This is a genomic window from Pseudoalteromonas sp. MMG005 (assembly GCF_018101015.1).
Classification (GTDB): Bacteria; Pseudomonadota; Gammaproteobacteria; order Enterobacterales; family Alteromonadaceae; genus Pseudoalteromonas; species Pseudoalteromonas aurantia.
In genome coordinates this window covers 1-13681 of record NZ_JAGJEK010000012.1, presented here as the reverse complement: position 1 = coordinate 13681, position 13681 = coordinate 1, and the positions used below count along the sequence as shown (strand labels likewise).

General features: G+C 40.8%; 14 protein-coding genes. 9 read left to right on the top strand and 5 right to left on the bottom strand.

Annotated elements, in window-relative coordinates; translation table 11 throughout:
* Nucleotides 1-2 precede the first annotated feature (2 nt).
* From J8M01_RS10705 to J8M01_RS10695, 3 genes are all read left to right on the top strand, one after another.
* On the top strand, nucleotides 3-650 hold the full coding sequence (locus J8M01_RS10705; protein ID WP_211052480.1) for a hypothetical protein: 648 nt from the start codon (nucleotides 3-5) through the stop codon (nucleotides 648-650).
* The gene (locus J8M01_RS10700; RefSeq protein WP_211057956.1) at nucleotides 607-1428 is read left to right on the top strand and encodes a transporter substrate-binding domain-containing protein; all 822 of its coding nucleotides are present in this window, start codon (nucleotides 607-609) and stop codon (nucleotides 1426-1428) included. Before J8M01_RS10705 ends, J8M01_RS10700 begins: the two co-directional genes overlap by 44 nt.
* Before the next feature lie 83 nt (nucleotides 1429-1511).
* Nucleotides 1512-1898: a hypothetical protein gene (locus J8M01_RS10695; RefSeq protein ID WP_211057955.1), complete on the top strand. Its 387-nt coding sequence runs from the start codon at nucleotides 1512-1514 to the stop codon at nucleotides 1896-1898.
* 579 nt (nucleotides 1899-2477) lie between these two features.
* On the opposite strand, the gene J8M01_RS10690 is transcribed toward J8M01_RS10695, so the two are convergent.
* Entirely contained in the window at nucleotides 2478-3440 is a 963-nt protein-coding gene (locus tag J8M01_RS10690) for a helix-turn-helix domain-containing protein (protein ID WP_210996621.1), read from the bottom strand.
* A 98-nt stretch (nucleotides 3441-3538) separates the two neighbouring features.
* Here J8M01_RS10690 and J8M01_RS10685 point away from each other — a divergent pair, with 98 nt between their 5' ends.
* Nucleotides 3539-3952: an MAPEG family protein gene (locus J8M01_RS10685; RefSeq protein WP_210996622.1), complete on the top strand. Its 414-nt coding sequence runs from the start codon at nucleotides 3539-3541 to the stop codon at nucleotides 3950-3952.
* Between the two features lie 132 nt (nucleotides 3953-4084).
* Nucleotides 4085-5527: a 16S rRNA (cytosine(1407)-C(5))-methyltransferase RsmF gene (rsmF, locus tag J8M01_RS10680; protein ID WP_211057954.1), complete on the top strand. Its 1443-nt coding sequence runs from the start codon at nucleotides 4085-4087 to the stop codon at nucleotides 5525-5527.
* 269 nt (nucleotides 5528-5796) lie between these two features.
* Here the strand turns inward: rsmF and J8M01_RS10675 are convergent, their stop codons facing one another.
* Nucleotides 5797-7299 carry an aldehyde dehydrogenase (NADP(+)) gene (locus J8M01_RS10675; RefSeq protein ID WP_211057953.1) on the bottom strand — a complete coding sequence of 501 codons (1503 nt, stop codon included), beginning with the start codon at nucleotides 7297-7299 and terminating at the stop codon, nucleotides 5797-5799.
* Between the two features lie 23 nt (nucleotides 7300-7322).
* Nucleotides 7323-8324 carry a 4-hydroxyproline epimerase gene (locus tag J8M01_RS10670; RefSeq protein WP_210996625.1) on the bottom strand — a complete coding sequence of 334 codons (1002 nt, stop codon included), beginning with the start codon at nucleotides 8322-8324 and terminating at the stop codon, nucleotides 7323-7325.
* A 330-nt stretch (nucleotides 8325-8654) separates the two neighbouring features.
* On the opposite strand from J8M01_RS10670, the gene J8M01_RS10665 reads away from it, so the two are divergent.
* Both J8M01_RS10665 and J8M01_RS10660 read left to right on the top strand, forming a co-directional pair.
* Entirely contained in the window at nucleotides 8655-9896 is a 1242-nt protein-coding gene (locus J8M01_RS10665) for an FAD-dependent oxidoreductase (RefSeq protein WP_210996626.1), read from the top strand.
* An 8-nt stretch (nucleotides 9897-9904) separates the two neighbouring features.
* On the top strand, nucleotides 9905-11125 hold the full coding sequence (locus J8M01_RS10660) for a Xaa-Pro peptidase family protein (protein WP_192507434.1): 1221 nt from the start codon (nucleotides 9905-9907) through the stop codon (nucleotides 11123-11125).
* Nucleotides 11126-11410: 285 nt separating this feature from the next.
* On the opposite strand, the gene J8M01_RS10655 is transcribed toward J8M01_RS10660, so the two are convergent.
* Nucleotides 11411-11578, bottom strand: a complete 168-nt coding sequence (locus J8M01_RS10655) for a hypothetical protein (protein ID WP_211057952.1) — start codon at nucleotides 11576-11578, stop codon at nucleotides 11411-11413.
* 284 nt (nucleotides 11579-11862) lie between these two features.
* Here J8M01_RS10655 and J8M01_RS10650 point away from each other — a divergent pair, with 284 nt between their 5' ends.
* A complete protein-coding gene (locus J8M01_RS10650; protein WP_192507432.1) occupies nucleotides 11863-12066 on the top strand; it encodes a ParD-like family protein in 204 nt (67 codons plus the stop codon).
* Nucleotides 12059-12844, top strand: coding sequence for a type I methionyl aminopeptidase (gene map, locus J8M01_RS10645; RefSeq protein ID WP_210996629.1), 786 nt, complete (start codon nucleotides 12059-12061; stop codon nucleotides 12842-12844). Before J8M01_RS10650 ends, map begins: the two co-directional genes overlap by 8 nt.
* A gap of 299 nt (nucleotides 12845-13143) precedes the next feature.
* Here map and J8M01_RS10640 read toward each other — a convergent pair whose 3' ends face one another.
* A complete protein-coding gene (locus tag J8M01_RS10640; protein ID WP_192507430.1) occupies nucleotides 13144-13374 on the bottom strand; it encodes a hypothetical protein in 231 nt (76 codons plus the stop codon).
* Nucleotides 13375-13681: the final 307 nt, after the last annotated feature.

Sequence of the window (13681 nt, the reverse complement as noted above, 5' to 3'; positions counted from 1 at the left end):
CTATGAAAACACTGCTAACAACTTGGTTTACGAGTCGAATGGCAAAGTCACGGCCGAGGCCAAATAAAGGTACACGCGCAACAGAGGCATGCACGCATTCACAGTGGAAAGACACTGGCAAAGTATATTATGTGCTAGAAACCCTCAAGATAAGTTACGTTTCAAACAATGGCGATATTACTTTTGAAAATTTATCAGAAGAGACAGTCGCCTCATTGATATTAGATATTTATGAACCAGGCAATGCGCAATTGACACCCAAAGTAATCGCCGGTGTACAGTCATGTTTGCATATCAGCGTATGCGGGATAAGTTGGCAAGAAAATGGCTCTCAATTGCGAATTAAAGCGATCCCCAATGCTGCGGTGCTCCGTACTAGGAACAGTATATTTAGCAACAGCCAAGCCCAGTTTCAACATGCTTCATTCGCAGTGGATGAATCAACCCTCGAGATCCCTGAACGCGCTGCTACACCCTCGATATTTACGTATCGCAATATTGATTTAGCGCAGTTTATTTCACAACTAAAGCAAGCAAACGCAGCCCTACCTGATACATTGCCTCGCAAACCACCAATATGCAGAAACAATTTTATGAAGGTATACAGTGAGCACGAAGCATCAATTCTTACACAGTTATCATCAGTATAGAAATACCCAGCTTTCACAAGTTGACCAAGCAGATCTATACTTAAGCATTATCAGCCAACTAAGCTTAGCCATGTATCGTATTCGGTTAATTTTGCTGTTGATTGCACCATGGTACTTGGCAGCTTTAGTCCCAAGTATCCGAGTTGTGACCGAAGACTTGCCACCTTATCAAATTGTAAAAGATACAACGATAGTTGCTGGGAGCTCATTTCAAATAGTCAAACGTGCGCTCTCAATTGCTGGATACCAGCAAAATATCGAAGTGCTACCATGGGCACGCGCCTATAAAATTGCACAAACACAACCGAATACTTTAATTTTCTCTATTGCAAAAACACCAGAAAGAGCGCCCCTTTTCCATTGGCTTTTCAAACTACAACCTTTGCAATATCAATTCTATTCATCAACAAAACACAGCACTGTGACAATTGGGAATATTGATGATGCCAAGTCTCTCATAGCCGTAAGTGTAAGGGGCAGTTACGAAGCAAACGCGCTAAGAGAAATGGGGTTTAAAGAAAACCAAAATTTACTCATTGTTGGTAATTTCACCGCAGCGTGGCGTAGTCTTGAAATGGGTAGAGCTGATATTATGTGGGCTTCTCATATACCTGCTAACGCGTTGATAAATAGTCAATATGGTTACTTTCCACATGAGCATGTTATTAAACACCATGAACTATATGTTGCGCTTAGCCTCAACACCCCGGAGCCCGTTGTAACTAAACTCAAAAATGCCTTTGTTGAGGCCAGTCACGAGTTAAACAATCATCAGTAACGCAAATTATGTTGTTCTGAAAGCTGTCTAATCCACTGGGACTTTGCTAAACCTATATTATGATGTAACGATTTGTAACGGCCATGAGCGATAGCAATAAAACACATCAATTTCAATATGACATATTAACCGACTTGCCAACCAGTATTATAAAGGTGTCGGTCAAAGGGTCTGGAACCCCAACAGAAGTCATCAACATGTATGATGAAATTAATCGCGTCGCAAAACTGCACAACAAGCCAAACTTATTACTCAATGTGGTTAATTTAAAGCTAAATTATAGCGGCAGTGATGTTTTAAAGGTGATGAAAGCAATAGAAAATATCTTGCTTCATGTGCGTATCGCAAGAGTCGTGAGCCCAGCCGATTTTAAAAGTGATTTAATAGACTTGTTTGCAGATAACAATGCTTTAGAAATTAAAAGTTTTTATAGTGAAGAACTTGCCATTACTTGGTTGAATGAGCCTTAGTTAACAGATGATAAATCTCACTCACAAACCAACTGTATGAACCTATTAATTGCTGGTACATCAAAATACGTTGAACTGAGATAACAGCCTACAAAGAGCTGGATAACGTTCACTATTTAATGTTAAAAAACACCGCCACAGTGATGCCCCATACCATCTGCTTTGGCTTCTACTTGTGTTAAACAACGCGCATCCTGTGAGTAATCACATCGCCTTGTAAAGCCTGCACCTGCGATATTTTAGGTAATTTCAAATGATAAAACCGCGTTTTTTTATAGTAACTTTATCTTTGATTCTTTGGGATTAACCGCATTTTATTATCCTTTATGTAATGAGTTCACTCAACTAAGTCCATTATATTTATACACAAAAGAATAGGGGCAGTTGATCTTTCAGGTTCATTTTAGCACCCCTTTCTCTTTGTTGCTTAATGTTCGCTTAGATTACTAGGCCACGTATTAAGTGCCGCGATCAAAGCACGCTCAAAGAGAACAAAAGTAGAACAGCAAAGATTAACAACCCCTAGTGTATATAATATATTCCAAAGTAAAACTGTCACTATTTTATACCCCCTGAAAGCTATCCCCTTTCGCTTGCCGTCCATTGTTTCATAGATTGTCCATACTGTGCTTTAAATTGCTTATTTAACGCGCTCAAATCTTGATAGCCGACCAACTCTCCAATCGCATCAAATCGATGCTCAGTTGAGCGCAACAATTGCTTTGCTCTTTCAAGTCGCGCCAAGCGAACATAAGCCGACGGTGATAATCCCACATGTTTATTAAATCGTCGGATCAATGTTCTCTCACTGACACATAACCTATCGGCTAAAACGGGTAATGTAAGATCGTCTGACAAAGATTGCTTAATATAGTGTTGTAGCGCCAATAATTTACGGTCTTGATGTAACTCAAACGCATGGCACGCCATAAACGAAAGCTGAGACTCCCGTGATTTTGGAATGGCAAGCCATGAGGCAACATCATCTGCAAACTGCTCGCCAAGCACCTGTTGTATAAAATACAACATCATAGGAAAATAGCACTGTACAGCTCCTGAAGTAATGAACTTATCGTCATGTATGTAAATCGCTTCTTGGCTGACATTTAAATGCGGAAAATATTTGGCATAAAATGTCTTCAGCCACCAGCTACTGGTTAACTTAATATCATTTAACACACCAGACTTTGCCAAATAACTCACTCCGGTACACCCAGCCAAAACAACTTCACTTTGCTCAATAAGCTTTGTGATGTGAAATTTTAGCGGTGCAATTTGTTGGCATTGTTGCCATAACGCTTGCTGCCCTAAGTACTGACTCCCGACCCAAATCATCGCATCACATGACTGTATACCAGCCAATGGAGTACAACTTTCAAACACCATACCTTGACTCGCGCGCACTGTATCAGTTGTTAAGCTCACCAATTGCCACTCAAATATAGGCCGTCTGGCCAACGTATTGGCCACATGTAATACATCGATAACGCCCATAAGACCACTGGCGAGTACGTTATCTGGAATAATGATCGAGACTTTCAATGTGTCACTTTTAACTTAAAAACTGTCATATATGACACCTTAGCCAAACAGTGAATGCTGGTAAAGTAAATTCATCATCAATATTTAGGAGCACACCTATGTGGATCCAATACCCTCTATTCTTCTTACTGATACTCATTGCATTTTTGTGGATATTAACCACAGTATTACGCGTGCGAGCTTATATAACTCAGTCAGTATCACCCACTGATATCACTTTCATTAACAAACACAACCTCTCGAAATTAACGGTTTTGGCGGGTAACAGTTACGACAATCAATTTCAACAACCTGTGCTATTCACTATCTTGCTGATCACCTTGCAGCTGCATCAACTTGATGGACATTTATGGTATGTGATCAGCTGTTTTTTTGTCGTTGCACGTTATTGGCATTGTGCAGAGCACATTATGGGCCGCAATTTACTCTTACGTACCATCGCATTCGCTATGAGCTCTTTAACTTTATTTATTGGCTGGTTTTGTTTTATCTATCGAATGTATACACAATAGGTATATTTCACGCCAAGTGTTTTACCAAATCTAAGTGCTTAATTGTCGTCAAGTGTAAAATGGCCTTTAAGCGCCTCTCAGGCAATGATAAAATTGTGTCACTCAATTCAAACCAGTAACACAGAGCGCACCTTGGACAGTTCAACTTATATTCCCGATGCATTTATTGATGACGTACAAACATATATTCCCTCACATTTGGCGCTCACGGATTTTTTAGATGCGTGTAAAACCCCACTTAGGCGATCTGTTCGGGTTAACACTCTTAAAATGTCGATTTGTGCATTCAAAGCTTACTGTGTTGAGCATAACTGGCAAATAACCGCGGTACCATGGTGCGAAACCGGTTTTTGGCTCACCCGTCCAAATGAGGAAGAACACAACTTAGCTTTGGGCAATACTGATATTCATTTAAGCGGCTGTATTTACGTACAAGAAGCCAGTTCAATGCTGCCACCTATTGCATTAGAAGCTGCGCTTAGTAACAGTACTTATGTGTTAGATATGGCATCAGCGCCAGGTTCAAAAACCTCGCAATTAAGCGCGCTAATGAATAACCAAGGTGTGTTAGTTGCCAATGAGCTATCGTCTTCTCGACTCAAAGTACTCGCAGCAAATATGAAGCGCATGGGTGTTGCAAATTGTGCGCTGTCGCATTTTGACGCCGCCATATTTGGCGATTATATGTTTGAAAGTTTTGACAGTATTTTACTCGATGCGCCTTGCTCAGGCGAAGGTACAGTAAGAAAAGACGCAGATGCGCTCAAAAATTGGTCTATTGACTCAAATATTGATATTGCAGCGGTTCAGAAAAAGTTAATTCGTAGTGCATTCCTTGCACTCAAACCGGGTGGTACATTGGTTTATTCTACCTGTACATTAACGCCTCTAGAAAATCAGCAAGTGTGCGATGCCTTACTCGACGAATTTACGGATGCAATTAAAGTTGATCCGTTATCATCATTGTTTCCCGATGCAGACAAAGCAACAACACCTGAAGGTTATTTACACGTTTGGCCTCAAATTTACGATAGCGAAGGCTTTTTCATTGCCCGCTTCATCAAAACACATTCGGTAGACAATGATCAGCAAAAGTATAAGAAAGGCGCGTTTCCATTTTCCCCCTCAGATCATAAGTTACAAAAGAGTTTTATCGACTATATTAACACGCATTTTGGGCTCAATGTGTCGTTGCCTGGTCAGCTTATGAGTAGAGACAAAGAGCTCTGGCTATTCCCTGATGGCTTTCAACCTATAGAGAACAAAATTAAATATGCCCGGCTGGGTATACAGTTAGGTACTACTCATAAAAATGGTGTGAGATTGGAGCATGAATTTGCAACAGCACTTGGAAAGTACGCCACAAAAAACACCTATGCAATGTCTGATAGTGACGCGCGTGATTATTTCAATGGTAAGGATATTCGACTGGCTGACCCTGTAAATGTAACGGGCGAAGTCATCTTAACGCTATGCGGTGCGCCTGTTGGGTTAGGGAAATGGCAAAAGAGTAAAATCAAGAATAGCTTACCCAGAGACCTTGTTAGTGACAGTCAGTTAATAACTTGGGTATAACATGAATATATCTTTTTATATTTTTTAGATTAAATACTTATATAAACATTAAGCAATTGATTTTAAATGAATTAATATTTCATTAAGTTGTTTGTAAGTTTTGTGAAATATTAACTACACTTAAGTTACTTTCTACTTCTCCCTACAGAAGAAAGGTGTTTTTTTAGTAACGCTTTGGCTCCATTGGAGCTATCCCCTAAGCCCAGAGCAAGCGAGTGCTCTGGGCATTTTTTCACATATTTTTTAAAGAAATAATTACGTTTGTTACATTAATTAGCACGCTGACGACAAATTGGTCGCAAGAACCTAAGCATGGCATTTAAACCAACAGATGTGCTTCGAACATCTGTCGATGATGGATATGGGCCACCATGGTTCATTGATGGGCACACTTCAACACCCGTTGGCATCTGGTTTTCAATGATCCGCCCTACTTTGTATTCTAGCGCTTCAATCACTGCTGCAGATTTCTTCAGATCTTGACGAGTACCATGAACTGATGCAGTTAATTGCCCATCAAGTAGCTCAACCAAGCGCTGTAGTTGACTTTCTTTATCATATGTCACCATCATAGCCATAGGTCCAAACACCTCTTCACGTAAAGAAGCATCATTTGTGAACGTATCGATATCTGTCGCGAACAAGTGGGCATTCGCATGGTGCGGTTCACTCAATTCACCTTGTGCTAGCAAAGTGACGTCATCTCGTGACGTTAATTGTGCAATACTGTGTTTAAAACTCGCCACAATGTTTGGTGACAATAATGTGTCTGATGCACTCGCTTGAATATTTTTTATCGCTTGATCAACAAACTCATGACTGGCTGCAGGCACCAACCATAGACCAGGGCTCGTACAAAACTGTCCATTGCCCATTAACAGAGCCTGACTTAGCTGATCTGCCACAGTTGGTCCCGCTTCTTGTACTTTTTCCTTTAAAATAAGCTGTGGGTTTATGCTGCCTAGCTCTCCGTAAAACGGGATCGGCTCTTGTCGCTTTGCGATTGTGTCTAACAGTTTATGTGCAACCGAGAATGATCCTGTAAAACCAATTGCTTTAACTTGCGGCGCACCAACTAACTCATGCGCAATGTCATAACGTTTTGCTTGGATCATTGAAAATACGCCTTTTGGCATAGCACACTTATTAATAGCCTTGTCCATTGCTCTGGCCATTAATTCACTCGTCGCCGGGTGAGCTGTGTGGCTTTTCATTACCACCGGACATCCAGCTGCCAGTGCTGCAGCAGTATCACCGCCTAAGGTAGAAAATGCATACGGGAAGTTTGATGCGCCAAACACGCCAACAACCCCTAGGGGTAAATAATCAAGTGCTGTATTTGGTTTTGGTAAAGGAGAACGATCAGGGATCGCAGCATCAGCACAGCCAAAGTTTGCAATACTATCTTGACTACCTTCTAATGCATGGGCAAAAGCACGTAACTGATTCATTGTACGTCCACGCTCACCTTGCAGTCTTGCAATGGGTAGATTCGTTTCTTGATGCGTCGTTTCGATTAAAACATCGCCCAATGCTTCAATTTCATCTGCAATAGCATGTAAGAACGTTGCACGTTGTTGATAATTGGTTTTCCGATACGTTTTAAATGCCAACCCTGCTTGCTCAATCGCACTCGCCAACATATCTGAACTTGCTTCGTAAATAGGTGTTTCTAGACTTTTATTCAACTTAGGTGAAAAGCCAAAAAATGCCTCGGCTTGATCTGCTATCACCCAATCGCCCGCAATAAGACTTGCTCCAGTAACTTGCATATTACCTCCAAAAATTTGATTAATTACACTACTTGAAATCCGAAAGCATACGGGTCACTATCATCAACACTAATGTTGCTAGTACCAGTTACTTTTGACCATCCTCGGATGCTTGGCTGTATCGCTACTCGCCCAGCAACTTCTGTAATACCTTCTATACATCCAATAAATTGGCTGCCAATATAACTTTCATGAATAAACGGCTCATGCGCTAACAGTTTGCCTTTAGCATGTAGCTGCGCCATTCTGGCACTGGTTCCTGTTCCGCAAGGGGATCTATCTAACCCTTTTTCACCGTAAAAGACGGCATTGGCAGCATGTGAGTCAGATTGTTTAGGCCGTCCGGTCCACAACACATGCGATGCGCCTTGCACTGTAGGATCTTCTGGGTGAACACATTTGAGTTTTTGATTCACCGCATTTCTCACTTTCGGGCTGAACGTCAATATGTCACTGGCGCTCCATTTATCAATGCCCGGAAAGTTCTGCTGCGGCTCAACGATGATGTAATAATTCCCACCATATGAAATATCGACGGTTAATTGACCTAAATCAGGCACATCTATCACAACCTGTTCATACGCCAAAAATGCGGGAACATTGAACAATTTAACCCATTCAACATGCTCACCACTACGTAAATACTGTGCATTGACCCGTCCTGCCGGCGTATCTATTTTTAACTCGCCTTCTACTTTTGGTTGTAATAGACCAGCCTGCAGCGCAAATGTGATCGTGCCTATTAAGCCGTGCCCACACATAGGCAAACACCCTGAGGTTTCAACAAACAATACGCTTGCATCACCATCTTCTGTGGTCGGTGGATAAATAAATGCACCTGACATCATGTCATGGCCTCTTGGCTCAAACATTAACGCCTGACGGATCCAGTCAAAATCAGCCATGAAGTGCTGACGCTTCTCACTCATTGTGGACCCCAATAAATTTGGGTGTCCACTGGTGATCAACCGCACAGGGTTACCACATGTGTGGCCATCAATACATGAAAATGTCCCTCTGCGCATACTATTTGCCGTCACCGTTAAATTGAGTTATTACTAATGAGTAAACCCCTTGCCAATTTGCCATCTTGGTTTTTCCTCTATCTGGTTTTTATGTTTACCATCTTAAGTATATTGTATACAATAATCAATGTCCAAGTTAAGAAAATATTACCATGGATAATAACAATCTTAACTTTTCATCCAGAAACTATGGGTAACTTACGGATAAATATGAAATTTGTATTTATAAAAATAATAATAATAGACATCAGTTTGACTACAATTGTGTAGATACAATCTACTGAGATTTACAATATTGATAGTCAATTCAGCTAAAAAAGAGGAAAGTGCATGTCTAATCAACCTAAAATTGCTGTTATTGGCGCAGGTGTCGTCGGTTTATGTACAGCCAAGAATTTACAAGATCAAGGCTTTTCTGTTACTTTATTCGACCAACAAGGTATTGCTGAAAAATGCTCAAAAGGCAATGCGGGACACTTTGCCACAGAGCAAGTTTTTCCACTGGCTCAAGCAAGCTTATTGAAAAAGCTGCCTGGTATGTTGTTCAACCCCAACGGCCCGCTAAGGATTGATTGGCGCTATCTTTATAAAGCCTTTCCATGGTTTTTTAGATTTGTTTGTAACATGAGAAAAGCCAAGCTCACCGAAAATACCAATGCCTTAAAAGCGCTTAATGAGCCTGCTTTATCAGCCTATAAAGCGTTATTAGGCGATCAAGATTTTACCGACCTAATTACCTTAAATGGCAGTTTGCTGACGTTTGAAGACACCCCTGAGAGTGATATTGAAAAACTGTACCAACAATATAAGCAACATAATGTTGCGGTGAAATGGCTTAAAGGGAAAAGTGTGTTCTCTATTGAGCCTAACTTAGATAAACGCGTTAAAAACGCACTCTTATTTACGGATGTAGGACATAGCATAAACCCCTATCATTTATGCCAGCATATTTTTTCTTTGTTTCATCGTGCGCACGGCGAATTTCAACAAGTGGGCATTAAAGCGATTCAAACAACAGACCAAAATATAGCACTTACCACCTCCGACAATACCACACATCAGTTTGATAAAGTCATTATATGCACAGGTGCATGGAGTAAATCTCTCACCAGCCAATTAGGCTTTAATGTGCCATTAGATACAGAGCGCGGCTACCACGCCATGATCAAAAATCAAAGTACCCTGTCTCGTCCAGTTGCATCTGCAGAACGTCAGTTTATTATAACGCCCATGTCAGAAGGCTTACGACTCGCAGGCACGGTTGAGTTTGCTGGGCTTGATGCACCAGAAAACCATCACCGCGCGACAATGTTATTGAAACACGCAAAGGCACTACTGAGTGGCATTGATGAAAAACCCCCATTTGACACTTGGATGGGATGTCGCCCATCATTACCCGATTCATTACCCGTAATCGGCCGCAGCCCAAAGCATCGCAATGTGTACTTTGGGTTCGGTCATCAGCACCTTGGCTTAACTCAAGCGGCAATTACAGCAAAACTATTAACACAACTTTGTAGTGGTGAAGTACCTAGTTTGGATTTGACCCCATATCGAATAGATAGATTTTAGGAGAAATTATGACAACCCATGGTGTAGGCATACAAAGCCAACAACAAGCGCTAGACTCGTTAACTAACATGACGACTGATGTGCAAGCAATTGGTTATGAAGAATATCAACAACGTATTAACCGTGCACAAGCGTACATGCAAGAACATAATATTGCAGCAATATATCTAAACGCTGGCACTAACTTAACTTACTTTACAGGTATGCAATGGTACGCGAGCGAGCGTATGGTCGGAGCAATATTACCAGCCAAAGGCACTGTACAATTTATTGCACCAACCTTTGAAATTGGTACTTTGATTGACTACCAAGTAATTGAAGGCCCTATTCATTGCTGGCAAGAGCATGAGAGCCCTTATCAACTGTTTGCTAAAACACTATTAGAGCTTGATATTACCGTTGCAGCGACGATTGGTATTGATGAAAGTACTGCTTTTTTCATTTTCGATGGCATACGCCAAGCTGCGCCACAACATACTTGGATCAATGCTGATACAGTTACCGCACACTGCAGAATGCATAAATCAGCCACAGAGCTTGCTCTGATCCAACGTGCAATGGATATGACTCTAGCAGTACATCAAGCAACCGCCAGTATGTTATATGAAGGGATCACCACCACAGAAGTAGAAACTTTTATCAATACAGCACACAAAAAAGTCGGCGCATCAGGTAACTACTTTTGTATTGTGCTGTTTGGTGAAGCCTCTTCATTTCCGCATGGCGTTAAAGAGCCACAAACGCTTAAACAAGGTGATGTCGTACTCGTTGATACAGGGTGTAAAGTTGAAGGCTATTTGTCGGATATCACCCGAACTTATGTCTTTGGTACCCCCTCACCAAGACAGCGTACTATGTGGGATCATGAGAAAAATGCCCAAATAGCCGCGTTTAACGCTGCACAAATTGGTAAACCGTGTGGGGCTGTGGATGATGCAGCGCGTAACTACCTAACCTCTGTCGGATTAGGCCCAGATTACAATGTCCCTGGCTGCCCACACAGAACAGGCCATGGTATTGGCTTAGACATACATGAATGGCCATACTTAGTTCGTAATAACCCGCAACCTTTACAAGCCGGTATGTGTTTTAGTAACGAGCCTATGTTAGTCATTCCTGATGAGTTTGGCATTCGTCTAGAAGACCATTTTTACATGACCGAGGCAGGCCCTAAATGGTTTACTCAGCCGAGCCACAGCATTGATGATCCATTTGGTTTAAAAGAATAAGTACGTCCATACTCTGAAATCGATGCCCTATTCACTTTAGGGCATTCTTCTATTGAAGTAAGAGTATAGAATATTACTGCAAACTATTTCTTTTGAAGTCATCCAATTCATCGCTTTATATTATTAATATCATTAAGAAACTGACGTATAACCATGACTAAAAGTTGTATACCACAGCGCGTGGTACATAGAAGAATATGTGAAATGTAATTAAAGACAGGTTGAGTAAATGATTTTAACTCTTTATAAAACATGGCAACTTATTAGTTGCCATTGATATGCTAATTAGCCTCTAAATGGCGGCACATTAAGACAAATACAATGCCCTTGCGGCGTACCCGGTTTACCATCGTGAACCGCTGGGCAAAGAATATTACGCCCACCTGAGATCCGCGCTAAGTGCTTTATAGATATAATTTCAAGGACTCGTGATTTTGATTTAACTTTTTTCATAAAACTTCCTTTTACTAAATTAAGAATTAAAAATACCAATCAAGGTAATAAAAACGACTTAGTACACGCAAAACCGCTTTTCTGTAGCGTATTACCTTAAATCGGAATTAAATTATACACCCCCTACAATTGAATACAATATACAAGATGGTAAAGTTGATTAAGAAATTTGAGACTAAACTGAAGTTAAATTAGGAGCATGACGTCAACGTCTCTATTTTCACCTTTCTTTTTACGCCAACAATGATACGATATATATATAAACCATATACGGAACATATATTTTGGGTATCGTAAAAATTTCAGATGAATTACATGAAGAGCTACGCTCAACGTCACACGTTATGTCTCGCTCTATTAATGCACAAGCCGAATTTTGGATTAAAATAGGCAAGCTTGCCGAGCATAATCCAACAAAAACCTTTGCTGAGCTTATTCAGGCGGAGCTCACTAAACACATAGACGCTGAGACAAAAAATAATGTCTGACGTTTCAATCAAAAATGCCAGTCAAATTGCGCTTATGCGTCAATCAGGTAAGTTACTTGCGCAAGTGTTTATGATGCTCGATGAGTATGTAAGACCGGGCCTGACCACAATGCAAGTTAATGACCGTGTGGAGCAATTCATTGTTGAGGAACTGCAAGCCCGACCGGCGTCAAAAGGGCAATATGGCTATCAATTTGTTCTAAATTGCTCAATTAATGACGTGGTTTGCCATGGCGTTCCAAGTAAAAGCCAAATTATAAGAAGCAGTGATATTATCAATCTTGATATTACGCTTGAGAAAAATGGCTATATTACTGACTCTAGCAAAATGTATGTGATGCCTGATGCAAGCACTGAAGCTAAGCGGTTAGTATCAGCAACCACAACTGCACTATACAATGCGATTAAGTTAGTCAAGCCAGGTGTTAGACTTGGAGACATAGGCCACATGATTCAAAGCTTTGCACAAGCCAAAGGGTATAGTGTAGTGCGCGAATACTGCGGTCATGGTATTGGTGTAGAAATGCACGAAGCCCCTAATGTTTTGCATTATGGTACCCCCAATACAGGCATGAAACTACAAGCTGGCATGACCTTTACCATCGAGCCTATGATTAACCAAGGTAAGGCCAAAATAAAAACAAAAAAGGATGGCTGGACTGTAGTAACCAAAGATAAAAAGCTCTCAGCCCAAGCTGAACACACCATTTTGGTAACCAATTCAGGCTTTGAAGTACTGACCTTACGTCCAGAAGAAGCAGGTATTTTCGATAGTTAATGCGCTCAGTTTATCATTAATGATGTCGCTCAATATGAGCGACATTACGCTTATATTATATTCATTATCCTGACGATAGCTTAAAGGTAATTTACACCATGTCGCTGTACACGACGCAGCAATAAATATGGCTTAAAAAAGCAAAGTATACGCGCCTAATGCTGACTAAAAACAGTGTCTATATTCATTATCAGAACATGCGATCAATATACACATTAATGAGCGCACGATATGCGCATTCAGATGGGGGGTAAAATGAGCAAAAGCGCTGAATAAGCTCAGCGCTAATCATGAACTTTTTAACGACAAGTACCGACTTCAATTAAACGTTTAACCGATGTTCTTTGGCCCACTAGTTTACCCATTCGGCCAAAACAAGGTCGATAATAAGTTCCTACCTGACTACCCGCTGAATCGTAGTAACCATATACTTTAAATGTAAAATAATCACTCGATGCGTAACTGTGTGCGGCATAAGTCAGTACTGCAATACCAGCTGCTACAATTGTTGCTAACATAGATTTTTTCATTTTTATATTCCTTCGTTATAGAGTTACCAAGCATCCCTTGGTGTAATAAACGTAGTAAAAGAATGAAATAAATACAACATTGCCAATAAACGTATAATCAACACGTTAAATATAAAGTGTATAAAAGCACTGTTGCGTTGAAAAAGCCTTCATGGTTGTGAACCACCACCCTTCGTCGCTCTGAACTAAAACTTCGTCGCTCTGAACTAAAACTTCGTCGCTCTGAACTTGTTTCAGAGTCCACTCTCATTATCCCACAAAACACATAGACCCTGACCTACGTCAGGGAGACAATACGGGGTTCTAG